General features: G+C 53.3%; 17 protein-coding genes. 4 read left to right on the top strand and 13 right to left on the bottom strand.

Going from position 1 to position 15,503, the window contains the following annotated elements; translation table 11 throughout:
• Positions 1-17 precede the first annotated feature (17 nt).
• From ETC05_RS07235 to speE, 6 genes are all read right to left on the bottom strand, one after another.
• Positions 18-185 carry a XapX domain-containing protein gene (locus tag ETC05_RS07235; protein ID WP_033842312.1) on the bottom strand — a complete coding sequence of 56 codons (168 nt, stop codon included), beginning with the start codon at positions 183-185 and terminating at the stop codon, positions 18-20.
• A gap of 78 nt (positions 186-263) precedes the next feature.
• Positions 264-1,937, bottom strand: a complete 1,674-nt coding sequence (argS, locus tag ETC05_RS07230) for an arginine--tRNA ligase (RefSeq protein WP_031406597.1) — start codon at positions 1,935-1,937, stop codon at positions 264-266.
• A gap of 3 nt (positions 1,938-1,940) precedes the next feature.
• Positions 1,941-2,372: a YwiB family protein gene (locus ETC05_RS07225; RefSeq protein WP_031406595.1), complete on the bottom strand. Its 432-nt coding sequence runs from the start codon at positions 2,370-2,372 to the stop codon at positions 1,941-1,943.
• A gap of 108 nt (positions 2,373-2,480) precedes the next feature.
• Positions 2,481-2,867: a cytochrome-c oxidase gene (locus ETC05_RS07220; protein ID WP_171660707.1), complete on the bottom strand. Its 387-nt coding sequence runs from the start codon at positions 2,865-2,867 to the stop codon at positions 2,481-2,483.
• A 144-nt stretch (positions 2,868-3,011) separates the two neighbouring features.
• Positions 3,012-3,887, bottom strand: a complete 876-nt coding sequence (gene speB / locus ETC05_RS07215) for an agmatinase (protein WP_031406593.1) — start codon at positions 3,885-3,887, stop codon at positions 3,012-3,014.
• Between the two features lie 13 nt (positions 3,888-3,900).
• Positions 3,901-4,728: a polyamine aminopropyltransferase gene (gene speE, locus ETC05_RS07210; RefSeq protein WP_171660706.1), complete on the bottom strand. Its 828-nt coding sequence runs from the start codon at positions 4,726-4,728 to the stop codon at positions 3,901-3,903.
• A gap of 299 nt (positions 4,729-5,027) precedes the next feature.
• Here speE and ETC05_RS07205 point away from each other — a divergent pair, with 299 nt between their 5' ends.
• On the top strand, positions 5,028-7,073 hold the full coding sequence (locus tag ETC05_RS07205) for a transglycosylase domain-containing protein (protein ID WP_171660704.1): 2,046 nt from the start codon (positions 5,028-5,030) through the stop codon (positions 7,071-7,073).
• Positions 7,074-7,202: 129 nt separating this feature from the next.
• On the opposite strand, the gene ETC05_RS07200 is transcribed toward ETC05_RS07205, so the two are convergent.
• Both ETC05_RS07200 and ETC05_RS07195 read right to left on the bottom strand, forming a co-directional pair.
• Positions 7,203-7,718 carry a YwhD family protein gene (locus tag ETC05_RS07200; RefSeq protein WP_031406586.1) on the bottom strand — a complete coding sequence of 172 codons (516 nt, stop codon included), beginning with the start codon at positions 7,716-7,718 and terminating at the stop codon, positions 7,203-7,205.
• An 18-nt stretch (positions 7,719-7,736) separates the two neighbouring features.
• Entirely contained in the window at positions 7,737-8,405 is a 669-nt protein-coding gene (locus ETC05_RS07195) for a site-2 protease family protein (RefSeq protein ID WP_171660702.1), read from the bottom strand.
• A 132-nt stretch (positions 8,406-8,537) separates the two neighbouring features.
• On the opposite strand from ETC05_RS07195, the gene ETC05_RS07190 reads away from it, so the two are divergent.
• Together ETC05_RS07190 and ETC05_RS07185 are read left to right on the top strand one after the other, a co-directional pair.
• Positions 8,538-8,726 carry a 2-hydroxymuconate tautomerase gene (locus ETC05_RS07190; RefSeq protein ID WP_014196981.1) on the top strand — a complete coding sequence of 63 codons (189 nt, stop codon included), beginning with the start codon at positions 8,538-8,540 and terminating at the stop codon, positions 8,724-8,726.
• 102 nt (positions 8,727-8,828) lie between these two features.
• A complete protein-coding gene (locus ETC05_RS07185; RefSeq protein WP_171660700.1) occupies positions 8,829-10,130 on the top strand; it encodes an NCS2 family permease in 1,302 nt (433 codons plus the stop codon).
• A gap of 182 nt (positions 10,131-10,312) precedes the next feature.
• Here the strand turns inward: ETC05_RS07185 and ETC05_RS07180 are convergent, their stop codons facing one another.
• The 3 genes from ETC05_RS07180 to ETC05_RS07170 all read right to left on the bottom strand — a co-directional run bounded on the left by ETC05_RS07180 (position 10,313) and on the right by ETC05_RS07170 (position 12,515).
• On the bottom strand, positions 10,313-10,831 hold the full coding sequence (locus ETC05_RS07180; protein WP_031406579.1) for a YwgA family protein: 519 nt from the start codon (positions 10,829-10,831) through the stop codon (positions 10,313-10,315).
• Between the two features lie 13 nt (positions 10,832-10,844).
• Positions 10,845-12,143: an HD domain-containing protein gene (locus ETC05_RS07175; RefSeq protein WP_171660698.1), complete on the bottom strand. Its 1,299-nt coding sequence runs from the start codon at positions 12,141-12,143 to the stop codon at positions 10,845-10,847.
• A 144-nt stretch (positions 12,144-12,287) separates the two neighbouring features.
• Complete coding sequence (locus ETC05_RS07170) at positions 12,288-12,515, bottom strand: YuzB family protein (protein WP_011232879.1); 228 nt, start codon at positions 12,513-12,515, stop codon at positions 12,288-12,290.
• A gap of 175 nt (positions 12,516-12,690) precedes the next feature.
• Between ETC05_RS07170 and ETC05_RS07165 the strand changes: the two genes are divergently transcribed.
• A complete protein-coding gene (locus ETC05_RS07165; RefSeq protein WP_031406575.1) occupies positions 12,691-13,344 on the top strand; it encodes an RsfA family transcriptional regulator in 654 nt (217 codons plus the stop codon).
• Between the two features lie 136 nt (positions 13,345-13,480).
• On the opposite strand, the gene lipL is transcribed toward ETC05_RS07165, so the two are convergent.
• On the bottom strand, positions 13,481-14,338 hold the full coding sequence (gene lipL, locus ETC05_RS07160; RefSeq protein ID WP_171660696.1) for an octanoyl-[GcvH]:protein N-octanoyltransferase: 858 nt from the start codon (positions 14,336-14,338) through the stop codon (positions 13,481-13,483).
• A 122-nt stretch (positions 14,339-14,460) separates the two neighbouring features.
• The gene (pta, locus tag ETC05_RS07155) at positions 14,461-15,441 is read right to left on the bottom strand and encodes a phosphate acetyltransferase (RefSeq protein WP_171660695.1); all 981 of its coding nucleotides are present in this window, start codon (positions 15,439-15,441) and stop codon (positions 14,461-14,463) included.
• Between the last annotated feature and the right edge of the window lie 62 nt (positions 15,442-15,503).

Raw genomic sequence — 15,503 nt, 5'->3', positions numbered from 1 at the left:
TTTGATCATGCAAGTGCCTACTTCCAAAGCACCATGAACCATTGAAACAGCCGCATGCCCAGATACACCCCGACGATGCCGGCGATGCCGGCCAACGCTGGGGGAGCCGGAATCGGCAAGCGAAACAGCGTAAACAAAAAGCCTACGATCATGCCTGTCAGAAGCGACAGCACGATTTCTTTCATGAGATTCGTCCTCCACTGTTGTTTTTCTTTAGAATGCCCAAAAAAGAGGGGGCGCTCTCCGCTCTCCCCCTCGTTCGTTTACATTTGTTCCGGCGCTGAGACGCCGATCAACGTCAATGCGTTTTTCAGTGTAATTTGCACCGCCTTGACAAGCGCGAGGCGGGCCTTTGTTTTTTCGAGGTTGTCAAGATCAAGCACTTTTTCCGCGTTGTAAAAACTATGGAGCGCGGAAGCCAAATCGAATGCATAGGCGGTGACGCGATGCGGCATCCGCTTGAGCGCCGCCTCGGCGACGACATCGGGGAAATCTCCGAGCACTTTCAACAGTTCGACCTCTTTTTCCGTCCCGACAAGATGGTGAAGGGCTAAATCGCCGTCATAGGAAATGTGTTGTTCCTCCGCTTGGCGAAGAATGCTGGAAACGCGGGCGTGCGCATATTGGACGTAGTAAACCGGGTTTTCATTCGACTGCGACACGGCCAAGTCCATGTCAAAATCCAAATGCGTATCGCCCGAGCGCATCGCAAAGAAATAACGGACGGCATCGACGCCGACTTCTTCCATGAGCTCGCGCATCGTCACCGCCTTGCCAGTGCGCTTGCTCATTTTGACGCGCTCGCCGTTTTGGTATAGGTTCACCATTTGAATGATTTCCACTTCGAGCGCCTCCGGATCGTAGCCGAGCGCAGCGATCGCCGCCTTCATGCGGGGAATGTAGCCGTGGTGGTCCGCTCCCCAAATGTTGATGAGCTTTTTGAACCCGCGCCGCAGCTTGTCTTGATGGTAGGCGATGTCCGGGAGCAAGTACGTATACGTACCGTCCTGTTTAATCAACACGCGGTCTTTGTCGTCCCCAAACGCCGTCGAACGGAACCATGTCGCCCCGTCCTGCTCGTAAATATAGCCGCGCTCGCGCAAAGTAGAAAGCGCTTCGTCGATTTTGCCGCTTTCATAGAGCGACGTTTCCGAATACCAGACGTCAAACGGCACGCGGAAGTCGGCCAAGTCTTTCTTGATTTTCTCAAGCTCATAACGGAGCCCATAGTCGCGGAAAAAGGCAAGCCGCTCGTCTTCCTCCATTTCGACAAACCGGTCGCCGTACTCTTCGGCAAGCTTTTTGCCGATTTCGACGATATCGTCGCCGTAATAGCCGTCCTCCGGCAACGGCATATCGACACCGAGAGCCTGAAAATAACGGGCTTCGACCGATTTCGCCAAGTTGTAAATTTGCTTGCCGGCGTCATTGATGTAATATTCGCGCGTCACGTCGAACCCGGCTTTCGCTAAAATGTTGCAAAGCGAATCGCCGACCGCCGCGCCGCGGGCATGGCCTAAATGCAAATCGCCAGTCGGATTGGCGGAGACGAACTCGACTTGCACTTTTTCCCCGTTGCCGACATTCGACTCGCCATACGCTTGCCCCGCCTGCAAAATCGCCGGCACGACCGCCGTCAAATAGCGGTTGTCCATATAAAAGTTGATAAAGCCCGGCCCGGCAATCTCGACGCGCCCGACCGATATGCGCTCGCGGTCAAGCTGCCCGACAATGGCTTCGGCGATCGCCCGCGGCGGTTTTTTCGCGATGCGAGCGAGCTGCATGGCGATGTTCGTTGAGTAGTCGCCATGCGCCTTGTCGCGCGGCACCTCAAGCAGCACTTCCGGCAGCTCATCGGCCGAAGCCAGTCCTGCTCTCACCGCCGCCTGGCGGATTTCTTCTTTCATCTTTTCCTTGAGTTGTCCGACAATGTTCACCGCTTATACCCCCTTAAATGTCAACGTCAACGTATGGCGCCCGCTCCGCTCATGCTCCAGCATCAGTTCATACGAGAGAAAGAGCTGCCCCTGTTTCCGTCTTTCGTCATATCGGAACTCGATCGCATCCGTTTTTGTCACCAGCGCCCACCGCCCGAACACCGTTTGATAATGGCCCGACCGCTCTTCGCGATGGCGGAACGTTTGCCGCATCTCGACCGCTCCGGAACGAAGAACGGTCACCTCGTCAGGCGCGATTTTCACAATGTTGTTCACCCGCCCGAGTTCGTTTTCTTCGGCAAACTGCAAATAAACGGTTTCCCCTTTTATGTAATACATCCCATCCGCCTCAAGCACAACCGTCTCTTGGCGCGGACCATCGCGAATGACAGCCACTTGGCGGAGGCGCACCGGGATGCCGTTTGTTTCCTTCATATCGATGAACACACCTTTGCGAACACAGTCATAACAATAAGTATAAAGAACTGGCCCGCCTGATTCAAGGGGAGAGAAAAGAGAAAGCCCAAAGCGAACGCTTTGAGCCTAGTTATCGTAGTTTGACGATGAGGCACGAACGTTTTGCAACACAGCGATGGCGAAGGAAATGACGCCCAGGACGACGAGCGTTCCGCCAATGGCTGTCGCTGGCACAAACGCGTCATAACCGTACACGACAAACATCAAACCGACCATCATGAGCGGCAAGCCAATATTGTGCAGCCAAACATGGACTTTCGCCCATTTCGTCGTTGCTGCCTGTGGGAATAAATGATAGATGATGCCCGCGAGCGTCAAAGCCGTCCAACCTAACAAGTTGATATGGACGTGAACCGGTGTGAGCACAAACGAATGGGTCATCGACATGCCAAGTCCAATCAAGACACCGATGACGAAGTATACGACGGAAATTTTGATCAGCCTAATGCCCACTTTTTCCTTATCCCCTTCCTAATGGTAAATTTGTTAAATGCATTGAATATTATTCCATATGGCACGCCCATATTCCTGCAACCTTTCTCCTACACAAAAAAAAGCGCCCCCGCCTATTTGCGATGGAGACGCTTTTTTCTCTATTCACTTGGCCACCCAGCCCAGCAGCATTTCCCGAACAAGCTTGCTCGCTGTATTGGCGGTTTGTTCCGAATGGTCATAAATGGGTGCGACTTCCACCAAATCGGCGCCGACGACTCGCACGTCGGAGCGGGCGATCTCGTGAATGGCCGCCAACAGCTCTTTTGACGTAATGCCACCGGCATCGACCGTCCCAGTGCCTGGGGCATGAGCGGGATCAAGCACATCGATGTCAATCGTCACATACACCGGGCGGCCAGCGAGCTTCGGCAACACGGAACGGAGCGGTTCAAGCACCTCAAACTTAGCGATGTACATGCCGTTTTCTTTCGCCCATTCGAACTCTTCTTTCATGCCGGAACGGATGCCGAACGAAAAGACATTCGTCGGGCCGATCAGGTCAGCGACCTTGCGGATCGGCGTCGCGTGCGACAACGGCTCGCCTTCGTAATGTTCGCGCAGGTCGGTATGCGCGTCCATATGAATGACGGCCACATCCGGATAATAGTCGTACACCGCTTTGATCACCGGCCAAGAGACAAGGTGTTCACCGCCAAGGCCGAGCGGAAATTTTCCAGCATCCAGCACTCTTCTAACAAACTGTTCAATCAGCTCCAAGCTGCGCGCCGCATTGCCAAACGGCAGCGGGATATCACCGGCGTCAAAGTAGCGAACGTCCTTGAGTTCGCGGTCCAAATACGGGCTGTATTCCTCAAGGCCGATCGACACTTCGCGGATGCGAGCCGGACCGAACCGCGAGCCGGGCCGGTAGCTGACCGTCCAGTCCATCGGCATTCCGTAAATGACGGCTTCGCTTTCTTCAAAATTCGGATGACTGCCGATAAACACGTTGCCCGAATAGGCTTCATCAAATCGCATCGCCTGCGCCCCCTTACTTCGTTAAATCCGCGACAAATTTCGGCAAGACAAAACACGCTTTGTGCAGCTCTTTCGTGTAATATTTCGTCTCAATGTCATGGAAACGGTCGTCGCTCACCGCAAGCGGGTCGTATTTTTTCGAGCCGAGCGTAAACGTCCAGAGCCCGCTCGGATACGTCGGAATGTTTGCTGTATACAAACGAGTGATCGGGAAAATTTCCTTCACGTCGCGATAAACCTTGCGGATCAAATCGGCTTTAAACCACGGATTGTCCGTTTGGGCGACGAAAATGCCGTCTTCCTTCAACGCGTTGGCGATGCCGGCATAAAACCCTTTTGTGAACAAGTTGACCGCCGGACCGACCGGTTCAGTCGAGTCAACCATGATGACGTCATACTCATTTTCGCTTTTCGCAATATGCATAAACCCGTCATCGACTTTTACTTCCACGCGTGGATCATCGAGTTTTCCGGCGATTTCTGGCAAATATTTTTTCGAGCATTCGATCACCTTGCCGTCGATTTCAACAAGCGTCGCCTTTTTGACGCTTGGATGCTTCAGCACTTCACGAATGACGCCGCCGTCGCCGCCGCCGACGACCAACACGTTTTCCGGATGCGGGTGGGTAAACAACGGCACATGGGCAACCATTTCATGATAGACGAACTCGTCTTTTTGCGTCGTCATGACCATGCCGTCTAGAATGAGCATGTTGCCGAACTCCGCGGTTTCGACCATATCGAGCTTTTGAAACGGCGTTTGTTCTGTATGTAAAGTGCGGATGATGCGTGCCGTGATGCCGAAATGTTCCGTCTGCTTTTCGGTAAACCAAAGTTCCATCGGTAACATCCTTTCTCCGAACGTTGCTTACTATAACAAGTTTTCCTTGCCAACGAAAAACTAAACATGAAAAAGTATAGAGCAATCTAGCAAAAATGCAAGAGGAACAAGTTTAAAATAAAAAAAATTTTTTCATACTGGTAAGAAAAGAGGAAAACCTTTCCTGACCAAAGGGGTGGAAACAGGTCGGCGCATTCCCGCACGCCGGCCGCAAACCGTACCAAATGGAACGTGGGTAAGCCGCCATTGCGGCGATGTCCATATTTGACAGAAAGTCAAAACCGTCGAGGTGATGCGCAATGGAACCGATCCCGGGCAGCCGTTTTCGCGGCACGTGGAAATATGTGCGCGCCGCCGTCTTTATCGGCTTTTTTCTCGTCATCTTTGCCTTCGCCGGCCTCGGGAGCGTTGTGTTATTCGCAAAAATCGAAGGCGCCCCGCCGGTTGCCGTGCCGCAGACGACGATGTTTTATGCCGATGACGGCAGCAAAATTGGGGAAAGCCATTATGGACAGAAACGGTATTGGGTTCGTCTTCAGGATATTTCGTCTCATGTCATCAACGCTACGATTGCCGTCGAAGATCGGAAATTTTACGAACACCATGGATTTGATTTAAAAAGGCTGGCTGGTGCGATCATCGCTGATATTAAAGCGATGGCGAAAGTGCAAGGGGCAAGCACGATCACCCAGCAGTATGCGCGCAACTTGTTTTTGACGCATGAAAAAACGTGGTCGCGAAAAATCCAAGAAGCGCTTTACACAATCCGGCTTGAAGCCAACTACAGCAAAGATAAAATTTTGGAGGGCTATTTGAATACGATTTACTACGGCCATGGCGCCTACGGGATTGAGGCGGCAGCCCGCTACTATTTCGGCAAGCACGCGAGCGAGCTAACGCTCAGCGAGGCAGCGATGCTGGCCGGCATTCCGAAAGGGCCGTATTACTACTCACCGTTTGTCAATGAACAGCGGGCGAAAGCGCGGCAAAAAATCGTGCTCACCTCCATGGTGGAAGCTGGATACATCAGCCGCCAAGAAGCGGAGCAGGCATACCGCGACAAACTCGTCTACGCCCGGCACCGGGAGCAAGAGCAGCCGATCGCTCCGTATTTTCAAGATGTCGTCAAACAGCAATTGCGCACAAAACTCGGCCTTGATGAGCGGACGATCGAGCTTGGAGGGCTGCGCGTCTATACGACGCTCGATCCGCGTCTGCAACGGATTGCCGAAGAGCAAATCCGTCGCATCATTGATCCGCACTCTGCCATTCAAGCGGCGCTTGTCGCCATGGATCCACGCACCGGGGAAGTAAAGGCGCTCGTCGGTGGACGCAACTACCGAGAGAGCCCGTTCAACCGGGCGGTGCAGGCGGAACGCCAGCCAGGGTCGACATTTAAACCGTTTTTGTATTACGCGGCGATCGAGCAAGGTTTCACCCCATCGACCCAACTGCGCAGCGAACTGACGACGTTTACGTTTGATGACGGCCGATCGTCGTACACCCCCCATAATTACAATGACTACTATGCCAATGGCCCGATCACGCTCGCTCAGGCGCTCGCCGTATCCGACAACGTCTTTGCGGTGAAAACGCTCCAGTTCATCGGCGTCGACAAACTCGTCAACACAGCGAAAGCGCTCGGCATCACAAGCAGATTGAAAGCTGTGCCTTCGTTGGCGCTCGGCACCTCGCCGGTGAAAGTGATCGACATGGTCGCCGCCTACAGCACCATCGCCAACTATGGCAAACGAAACGACCCGGTGTTCATTAAAAAAGTAGTCGACAGCGCCGGCAACGTGATCTACGAGCACCAGCCGGCAAGCCGGCAAGTGCTGGACCGCGACGCGGCGTTTGTCACGACTCATTTAATGACCGGAATGTTCGACCCGAAGTTAAACGGCTATACCACCGTCACCGGGCAGTCGATCGCCGATGACATCACACGACCCTACGCCGGCAAGTCGGGAACGACAAAAACGGACAGTTGGATGATCGGGTTCGCCCCGCAACTTGTCGCCGGCGTCTGGACCGGCTACGACCGTGGGGAAACGATGGATCGTCCTGCCGAAAGGCAATACGCCAAGCAAATATGGGTTCACTTTATGGAACAAAGCCTCGCCGACGAGCCGAAACGGCCGTTCAAGCCCACGAAAGGGGTCATCGGCGTCTACATCGACCCGCAAAACGGCAAGCTGGCCACCGACGCTTGTCCGGTGAAACGAAAAACGTACTATCTCATCGGTACCGAGCCGACTGACTATTGCACCGACCATCTGGAAAAGAAAAAGAAGAAAAAAGAAGACGGAAAAAGCTGGTTCGAGAAATGGTTCCCGTGGTTTTAAGCAAGAAAATCCCCTGCGCATGCGCAGGGGATTTTCTTGTCCTAGTTTTCCTGTGTTATACATGTAGATTTAGTTTATCCTTTTTTCCAGACAAGAACAAGCCCTTGCCCAAATATGTTCACAAAACCGTCACAATTCGCCTTCAAGCCCTTTTTTCAGCTCATCGCTCGAACGGTTCCACATGTCGATGTCGTGCCCTTTCAAAAAGTCGGCGAGCACCCGTTTGGATTTCGCATCCATATGATCGACAATGATGTGCCGCTTCAGCGATTTATCGAGACGGTTCACATGTTCCGGCAATAGCTTATAGCCGCGGCGCGCCTCGCGGTCAACGGTCATTTCACACGCCGTCACCCCGGCGTAATACGGGCCGTCCTCGCGGCGTTCAATCGTCACCCAGACGATCCAATACGGCTTGCCGTTCGGCACGGCCGAACGGTCGGGCAAAAACTTAATGCCGCGCTCGACGGCGCTGCGCGCATGCATCGCCCCCATATCGACGAACGCTTCGCCCGCTTCGACGTCAATGATGACCGGCGACACGTTTTCTAAGCTCAACGCCCCAGCGCCAAAACCGCGGTGCCCGTCGGTGGGATCGTCTTTGATGATGTTAAAGCCGATATTTTTTTTCTTTTTTTGCTCCATTTCAGTTGTTCCTCCTTCCTACGTAAACAAGTTGGCAACGAATGACTGCAAATTTTCCAACACAAACGGCAGCGCCACTTGAAACACCGGCTCAATCGTATATCGGTCAAGCGGCGTGACCACCAGAACAAGGAAAATGAGAGCCCCGTAGCTTTCCCATTGCGTCATTTTCGCCCGCAGCCCATCCGGGGCCAAGTCTTCAATAATTCGATACCCATCAAGCGGCGGAAACGGCAATAAATTAAACAAAAACAACACCGCGTTCAAGCTGATAAAAATTTGAAAAAACAGATCAAATCCGGCAGCAAACCAATCCGGCAACGCCCGCATAATGCCGAAATCGATCATCGCATACCAGGCGATGAACCCAAGGCCCGCCAGCACAAGGTTGCTGAGCGGCCCGGCAACCGAGACGAGAATGCCGGCAAGGCGCGGATTTTTAAAGTGGAAGCGGTTGACCGGCACCGGGCGCGCCCAGCCAAACCCCGCGAGAAAAATAAGCAAGGTGCCAAGCAAATCTAAATGGGCAAACGGGGACAACGTCAACCGCCCTTGGTTTTTCGCGGTCGGGTCGCCGAATTTGTAGGCGACGTACGCATGGGCGAACTCGTGCACGGAAAACGCTAACGCCAGCGTCAAGAGCACGTACGGAATTTCACTTAATGAATATGGCAAAAAATGTTCCACTTGATTAACTCCCTTTCCCCTATATTCACCATTTTTAGTATACATGATTTACCGGCAAAAGTGGACTGAACTTCCTCGTCACATGGTATAATAAGCGCGACAGCACTCGACAATCCAAATGGAGGGACGATCATGCCGTACGTGACAATCAAAATGCTTGCCGGCCGCACGGACGAGCAAAAGAAAGCATTGGTAGAAAAAGTAACCGACGCGGTCGTGGAGACGACCGGAGCGAAAAGGGAGAGCGTTGTCGTGTTTATCGAGGAAATGACGAAAGACCATTATGCGATCGCTGGAAAGCGGCTGAGCGACACAGAGTGACATACGGACGGGGGCGTTTCATGCGCCCCCGTTGCATTTTGAAGTAAAAACGAATATTATTATAATTGTTTTTAATAATTGTTCGTTTTTAGGAGGTGGCCCATGATTCATTTCGCAGAGAAACAGGCTGACCGCAAGACGGAAGTGCTCGCCGGTTTGACCACGTTCCTCACGATGGTGTACATCATCGTCGTCAACCCGGTCATCTTGTCGGACGCCGGCGTCCCGTTTGAACAGGCGTTTACAGCCACCGTCATCGCCACGGTGATCGGCACGCTGTGGATGGCGGTTTTCGCCAACTATCCGATCGCCATCGCTCCTGGCATGGGTCTTAACGCCTATTTCGCCTATTCCGTCGTCGGCTCGCACGACGACATTTCGTACGGAACCGCGTTTTCCGCCGTGTTTGTCGCCGGGGTGCTGTTTTTGTTACTGTCGCTCACCCCGCTCCGCAGCAAGCTGATTGAAGTGATTCCCGACAGCTTAAAGCACGGCATCACCGCCGGCATCGGGCTGTTTATCGCCTTCATCGGCCTGCGGCTGACCGGGATCATCCAAGCCCACCCGCAAAATTTGGTGGCGCTTGGCGACTTGCATGCCCCATCCGCCGTGTTGACACTTGTCGGCCTCGCCGTCACGCTCGTTCTTATGATGCGCGGCGTCAACGGAGCGCTCTTTTACGGCATGGTCATCACCGGGATCATCGCCTATGCGACCGGGCAACTTCACTTTGACAAAGGCATTGTGTCGCTGCCGTCGCTGCCGGACGGGTTGGTCGTTGCCAATCCGTTTGCGGCCGTTGGGGATGTGATCAACCATCATTTGTACGCCGTCGTCTTCTCTTTTTTGCTTGTCACGCTGTTTGATACGACCGGCACAATGATCGGCATCGCCGAGCAAGCCGGGCTGATGAAAGGGAACACGCTGCCGCGCGCCCGCGAAGCGCTCTTGGCTGACTCGGTCGCGACTACGGTCGGGGCCATGCTTGGCACGAGCCCAACGTCAGCGTACATCGAGTCGTCCACGGGTGTCGCTGCCGGCGGACGGACCGGATGGACGGCGCTCACCGTCGCTGTCCTGTTTGTCATCGCCGCCTTTTTCAGCCCGCTGGTCGGCGCGGTCGCCGGGTTATCGGCCATCACCGCCCCGGCGCTCATCATCGTCGGCAGCTTGATGATCAGCAGCATCGCTCATATTTCGTGGCATCAGCTCGATGAGGCGTTCCCGGCCTTTCTCATCATCTTAAGCATGCCGCTCACCTCGAGCATCGCGACCGGCATCGCGCTCGGCTTCGTCTCGTACCCGCTCTTAAAAATCGCCCGCGGCCGCTGGCGCGATGTGCCGTTGCTGCTGTACGTGCTGGCGGTGCTGTTCTTTTTGCAGCTGGCGTTTTTGCCGCATTAAAACGAAGAACGGTTTGACCCAAGAGGGGAAATTGCCCCTTAAACCAAGCACAACATATTGTTTCTTATCGATCATTTGGCTGCTATCGACGATAATAAGAAAGGGGGGCCCGCGCTTTGTGGGACACCCTCATGTCGTCTATGGGCAACTGATGATACGTTGAGGAAACTTTTTCCGCCCGCCTACACACAAGCGCTCTTGCGGCATCGGCTGCGCAGCGCATCAATATACGCATACGCCTCTTCGATCTCTTCCTCCGTGTAGCGCTGCTTGCTTTTTACGACGGCGATTTTCTCTTTTACTTCCTCTTTTGACAAATGTTCAAAATAGAGCACCGTGGAGACAAGCTCCAAGAAGCGCGCGTTTTGTCCGTTCATCGCTTGCATGCATTCGTCAAGCCCCGGCATGTCCCAGTCGTAATGGCGCAAAAACTGCTCGCCCGCCTCTGTGAGCGTATAGCGATATTGCACATAGCCGCTTTTTTTCTCTTTTGCCTCGTGCAAAAAGCCGAGCGCGCACAGCTCTTCAATGCGGCATGTCAGCTCCTCGGAATACGGGCCATAAAAGTGGAAATCGAATTTCTCGTAAAACGGAAAGTCGAGCTTTTTCGCGATATAAATCATTTTTTGCAACTTTTTGCGGCCGGCAATTTCCCCGGCGGCCGCCAGCGCCTTCATCACTTTCGCATGCTCCGTCAACACCCTCCGTCATCTCCTAACCCTTTAAAATTTCGATAATCTTTTTCTTCACCGTTCGCTTGGTTGACAAGTCTTCAAGGAAATCAGCAGGGAAATAGAGCTTATGGTCGGTGCGCCGCTTGCCGGAAATGGCGTCAACGAGCACCGATTCGCGCGACAGCTCGCGCAGCTCCCCATTCGGCATCAACAAATAGATCGGCAAACGCTCGCCTTCCTCTCCCGGCCGGTAAAAATCGTACGGCAAATCGGATGACGAATCGACGACCAAGTAGTAGTCCGGGTCGATGCCTGCTTTTTTAAACAACCCCGTCAGCTCAATCAGCTTTGCCATTTGCTCGTTCGTCGGATGGAATTCGGTATATTTGAACAGGCGGCGGCGGACAAACCGCTGGCACAGGTCGCTTAAAATCGGATCCCGTTCGTATTGCCATTGTTGGAAGTAAAACAAGATGATCGCCTCATCAAGCGCTAAATAATCGCCAAGCGGCACATTTCCCGCAAAGAACGATAAAAAGTGAGCCGGCTTCGTTTGAAAACGATACCCCTCTTCATACAGCTTTTTCGCCCGATGCAAAATTTTCGTCAAAATGACTTCCGCACTGCGCGTCACGGGATGAAAGTACACTTGCCAGTACATTTGGTAGCGGCTCATGATGTAATCCTCAACCGCATGCATGCCGCTCCGTTTGATGACAACCTGGTCTTCGCGCGGGCGCATGACGCGCAAAATGCGCTCCATGTCAAAGTAGCCGTAGCTGACGCCGGTGTAGTAGGCATCGCGCAACAAATAATCCATCCGGTCGGCGTCAATTTGGCTCGAAATGAGGCTGACGACAAGTTTGTTCGGATACGTTTTGGCAATCACTTCAGCGACCCTTCGCGGAAAATCGTCATCCACTTGGCGAAGTGCGGCGTTCACTTCCGTATCGCCTAAAATGATGGCCCGCGTAAAATCTTCGTGATCAAGGCGAAACACCTTCTCAAATGAATGGGAAAACGGGCCGTGCCCTAAATCGTGCAAAAGCGCCGCACATAGGCAAAGAAGTCGCTCGCTATGGTCCCAATGGGCGCGGCCGACGAACACATCATCAATGATGCGGCGAATGATTTCGTACACGCCGAGCGAATGGTTGAATCGGCTGTGCTCGGCGCCGTGAAACGTCAAATACGTGGTGCCGAGCTGCTTGATGCGGCGGAGGCGCTGAAATTCCTTTGTGCCGATCAAATCCCAAATCACTTTGTCGCGAACATGTATGTATCGATGCACCGGATCTTTAAACACTTTTTCTTCGTCGAGCTGTCCGCCGGAATACATCGCATCCTCCTCTTCTGTCTCCAACATACATCTATTATACGCCGTTTCTTGCGGCAAAGAAATAGTTGACTTTTTTCTCCGTCTTTCTCCATTATTGACGAAAAATACAAAAAATCACCTTCTTCCGGCAAAGAAGGTGATCGCTTACCGCTTTTTCAACCTTTCCGCAATTTTATCAATCAGTTCGTCTTCCGTCAGCGCCGCCACCGGGCGGTTATTGACGAAGGCGAACGTTTTTTTTCTTCCTGGACCGCAATACGACTGGCAACCGATTTTGATGACCGCATCTGGATCAAGTTTTTTCAGGCGCGGAATCAATGTTTTTAAATTGGGCGCCTTGCAGTCGTCGCAAACGCGAAACTCATTCGCCATCACTCGTCATCCCTTTCTGTGGCGTTTGCTTTGTGTATTCTACCGTTTTCGTGGGAAAATTGCAAGTTGGCATGCTTTCACTCTGGGAATTTGCGAATCCCGTAAACTTGCAGCGTATAATATTTTGTTTTTTTGCCCATCCTTTTACTAGCATGGGAAAAAGGAGTGGAGACCGATGAAGCAACGACAAGACGCTTGGACAGAAGAAGATGATTTATTGTTGGCGGAAACGGTATTGCGCCATGTGCGTGAAGGGAGCACCCAGCTCAATGCGTTTGAAGAAGTCGGCGACAAGTTGAACCGGACATCGGCCGCCTGCGGCTTCCGCTGGAATGCCGTCGTCCGCCATCGATATGAAGAGGCGCTTCAGCTGGCGAAAATGCAGCGGAAAGAGCGGATGCGGCTGTTGGCCAAACAAGGCGGCGCGAAAAAACGGCGCTTGTATGAGCCGCCGATGCCATCTTTCGAAGAGCTTGGCGAAGTGATGCAGCTGCCAGCCGTCGTCCCATCCTCTCCGCCGCAGCAAGTGACGCTGGATCAAGTGATCGCGTTCTTAAAAACGTTCCAATCCCATGAACGGAAACGGGAGGCACTGATCAAAGAAAACGAGCGGCTGCACCGCGAGATTGAAGAACTAAAGCAAAAAAATAAAGAGCTTGAAGAAAAAGTTGCAAAATTACAAGAAAATTCGTCGACTGTCCAAGAAGATTTTGAGACGCTCGTGAAAATCATCAACCGGGCGCGCAAAATGGTATTAAAAGAGGAAGAAGAACGGGGGTTGACCTTCCGCATGGACCCAAACGGAAACTTAGAGAAAATCGCGGAATAACAAAAAAGGATGTCGGGTGAAAAACCAGGCATCCTTTTTTGTTGGCGAACATCCATCATTCGCGCAAAGAAGGGCAGGACATCGCTCACGGTCAGCAGCGGCGAAGCACCCCCAGCAGCCAAAAGGGAAAGGGTCTTTATGGGTTGACATCTCTCATCGGTTCTCCTGGAGACACGTTGACATTTCGTTCGACGATGCGCGCCCAATATCTTTCATACCAATTCCATTCGCCGCCCTCGAGGGCAGATGAATATAGCTCGCTGCCAAACGACTGCAGCGTGCGCCAAAGGGCGACAAGCAGCTCATCGATCGACAACTCGCGGCCGAGAAGCTCAGACAGCGACGCCATAACAGCTGGGACAACATCGGGGTAGGCGAATTTCGTTTTTTCCCCTTGGCGGCCGAGCTCATAAAAGCGGCGAATCAGCTCAGCCCGCGCGGCTCCGCTCCCGTTGACGCAAAGGTAGATTTGCACGGCAACGCCGCCTCGCACCCGACGCTGTGAAATGCCGGCAAATTTTTTGCCGTCAATGCTCAAGTCATAGTTCCCTGGACAATACGAACCGACGATTTCCCCCGCCTCAACGCGGGCGCCGTATAAAGCAAGCATGGCGGCCATGAGCGCGTACATCGCCTCATACCCTTGCTCGATAGCAATCGTGTTTTTCGTTTCCGGAAAAATGAGCGAAATATTCAACACCCCGCTGTCAAGGACAACGGCCAACCCGCCGGAATTGCGGACAACAACGCGGTACCCTTCCTCGCGCAAAAACGAAACGGCCTCATCGATGTACGGAAGCTTTGTATCCGCGACGCCTAAGACGACGGTATTCTCATGAACCCATGTACGGACAACCGTATCCGACAGCCCCGCCCCCACTGCGGTGCACAACGCATCATCGATGGCAAACGATTGTTTCGCATCAAACAGCGGACCGAAATGCGACTGATCGATGACCCGCCATTTCGGCTGCCGCAGCAATTCATGGCTCATCGCGAGCAACTCCTTGCATAGATCATTCCAACGCTATTCATTATAACATAAATCGCCGTTAACGAATGGCGCAAAAGGGACGAGGGGCGCATGCCTCTCGTTTTGATCCAGCGGCAGCCCCGTCACTCCCCAAGCGACTGGGCGGCGGTGATGAGCGCGAGCTTGTAGGCGTCTTCCGCGCTGCAACCGCGCGATAGGTCGTTCACCGGTTTATTCAGCCCCTGCAAAATCGGGCCGACCGCCTCAAAGCCGCCGAGGCGCTGGGCGATTTTGTAGCCGATGTTGCCCGCCTCAAGGCTCGGGAAAATAAAGACATTTGCGTCCCCTTGAATGGGGGAATCGGGTGCTTTCTTTTTCGCCACTTCTGGCACAAAGGCGGCGTCAAATTGAAACTCGCCGTCAAGGATTAGATCCGGCGCCATTTCTTTCGCCAACCGCACCGCTTCAACGACTTTTTCCGTCTCCGGCGACGAGGCCGACCCTTTAGTGGAAAAACTTAACATAGCCACGCGCGGTTGAAGGCCGAACATTTTCGCCGTCTGAGCGCTCTCGATTGCGATTTCCGCCAAATCTTGGCTGTTGGGCGCGATGTTGATGGCGCAATCGGCAAACACATATTTTTCCTCACCGCGCACCATGATGAACACGCCGGATGTTTTGCGGATGCCTGGCTTCGTCTTAATGATTTGCAACGCCGGTCGGACGGTGTCGGCCGTCGAGTGGGCCGCCCCGCTGACGAGGCCATCTGCGAACCCTGTATAAACAAGCATGGTTCCAAAATAGTTTTCATCGAGAAGAAGTTCACGTGCCGCTTCTTCGGTCACTTTCCCTTTGCGTCGCTCCACAAATGCCGAAACGAGCTCATCAAATCCGCCATAGCGGCGTGGATTGATAATCTCCACCCCTTCAAGCGGCAAACCAAGCGCCGCTGCTTTCACCCGTACGGCTTGCTCATCGCCGAGGACGATCGGCTGAAGCACTTGCTCTGTCGCCAAACGGCTCGCCGCCGTCAAAATGCGATCGTCCGTTCCTTCGGGGAACACGATTTTCCGTCCCATGCCAGCAACTTTCGTTTTTAATGCCGTAAATAAATCATTTGCCACCAGTTACGCCTCCTTCATTATTGCGGCTGGCGTTTTCCCTCGCAAGGCACGCCATCCCTTTT

It is taken from the genome of Geobacillus sp. BMUD (assembly GCF_013096845.1).
In the GTDB taxonomy this organism is placed as follows: Bacteria; Bacillota; Bacilli; order Bacillales; family Anoxybacillaceae; genus Geobacillus; species Geobacillus vulcani.
Note: the sequence above shows the minus strand (reverse complement) of the source record. Positions and strands in the feature narration are given on the sequence as shown.

Bases quoted from the DNA above. Each gene is read 5' to 3' on its own strand.
- ETC05_RS07235 (WP_033842312.1), bottom strand. From the start codon at position 185: ATGAAAGAAATCGTGCTGTCGCTTCTGACAGGCATGATCGTAGGCTTT.
- ETC05_RS07225 (WP_031406595.1), bottom strand. From the start codon at position 2,372: ATGAAGGAAACAAACGGCATCCCGGTGCGCCTCCGCCAAGTGGCTGTC.
- speB (WP_031406593.1), bottom strand. From the start codon at position 3,887: ATGCGATTTGATGAAGCCTATTCGGGCAACGTGTTTATCGGCAGTCAT.
- speE (WP_171660706.1), bottom strand. From the start codon at position 4,728: ATGGAACTTTGGTTTACCGAAAAGCAGACGGAACATTTCGGCATCACG.
- ETC05_RS07205 (WP_171660704.1), top strand. From the start codon at position 5,028: ATGGAACCGATCCCGGGCAGCCGTTTTCGCGGCACGTGGAAATATGTG.
- ETC05_RS07200 (WP_031406586.1), bottom strand. From the start codon at position 7,718: ATGGAGCAAAAAAAGAAAAAAAATATCGGCTTTAACATCATCAAAGAC.
- ETC05_RS07190 (WP_014196981.1), top strand. From the start codon at position 8,538: ATGCCGTACGTGACAATCAAAATGCTTGCCGGCCGCACGGACGAGCAA.
- ETC05_RS07185 (WP_171660700.1), top strand. From the start codon at position 8,829: ATGATTCATTTCGCAGAGAAACAGGCTGACCGCAAGACGGAAGTGCTC.
- ETC05_RS07175 (WP_171660698.1), bottom strand. From the start codon at position 12,143: ATGTATTCCGGCGGACAGCTCGACGAAGAAAAAGTGTTTAAAGATCCG.
- ETC05_RS07170 (WP_011232879.1), bottom strand. From the start codon at position 12,515: ATGGCGAATGAGTTTCGCGTTTGCGACGACTGCAAGGCGCCCAATTTA.
- ETC05_RS07165 (WP_031406575.1), top strand. From the start codon at position 12,691: ATGAAGCAACGACAAGACGCTTGGACAGAAGAAGATGATTTATTGTTG.
- lipL (WP_171660696.1), bottom strand. From the start codon at position 14,338: ATGAGCCATGAATTGCTGCGGCAGCCGAAATGGCGGGTCATCGATCAG.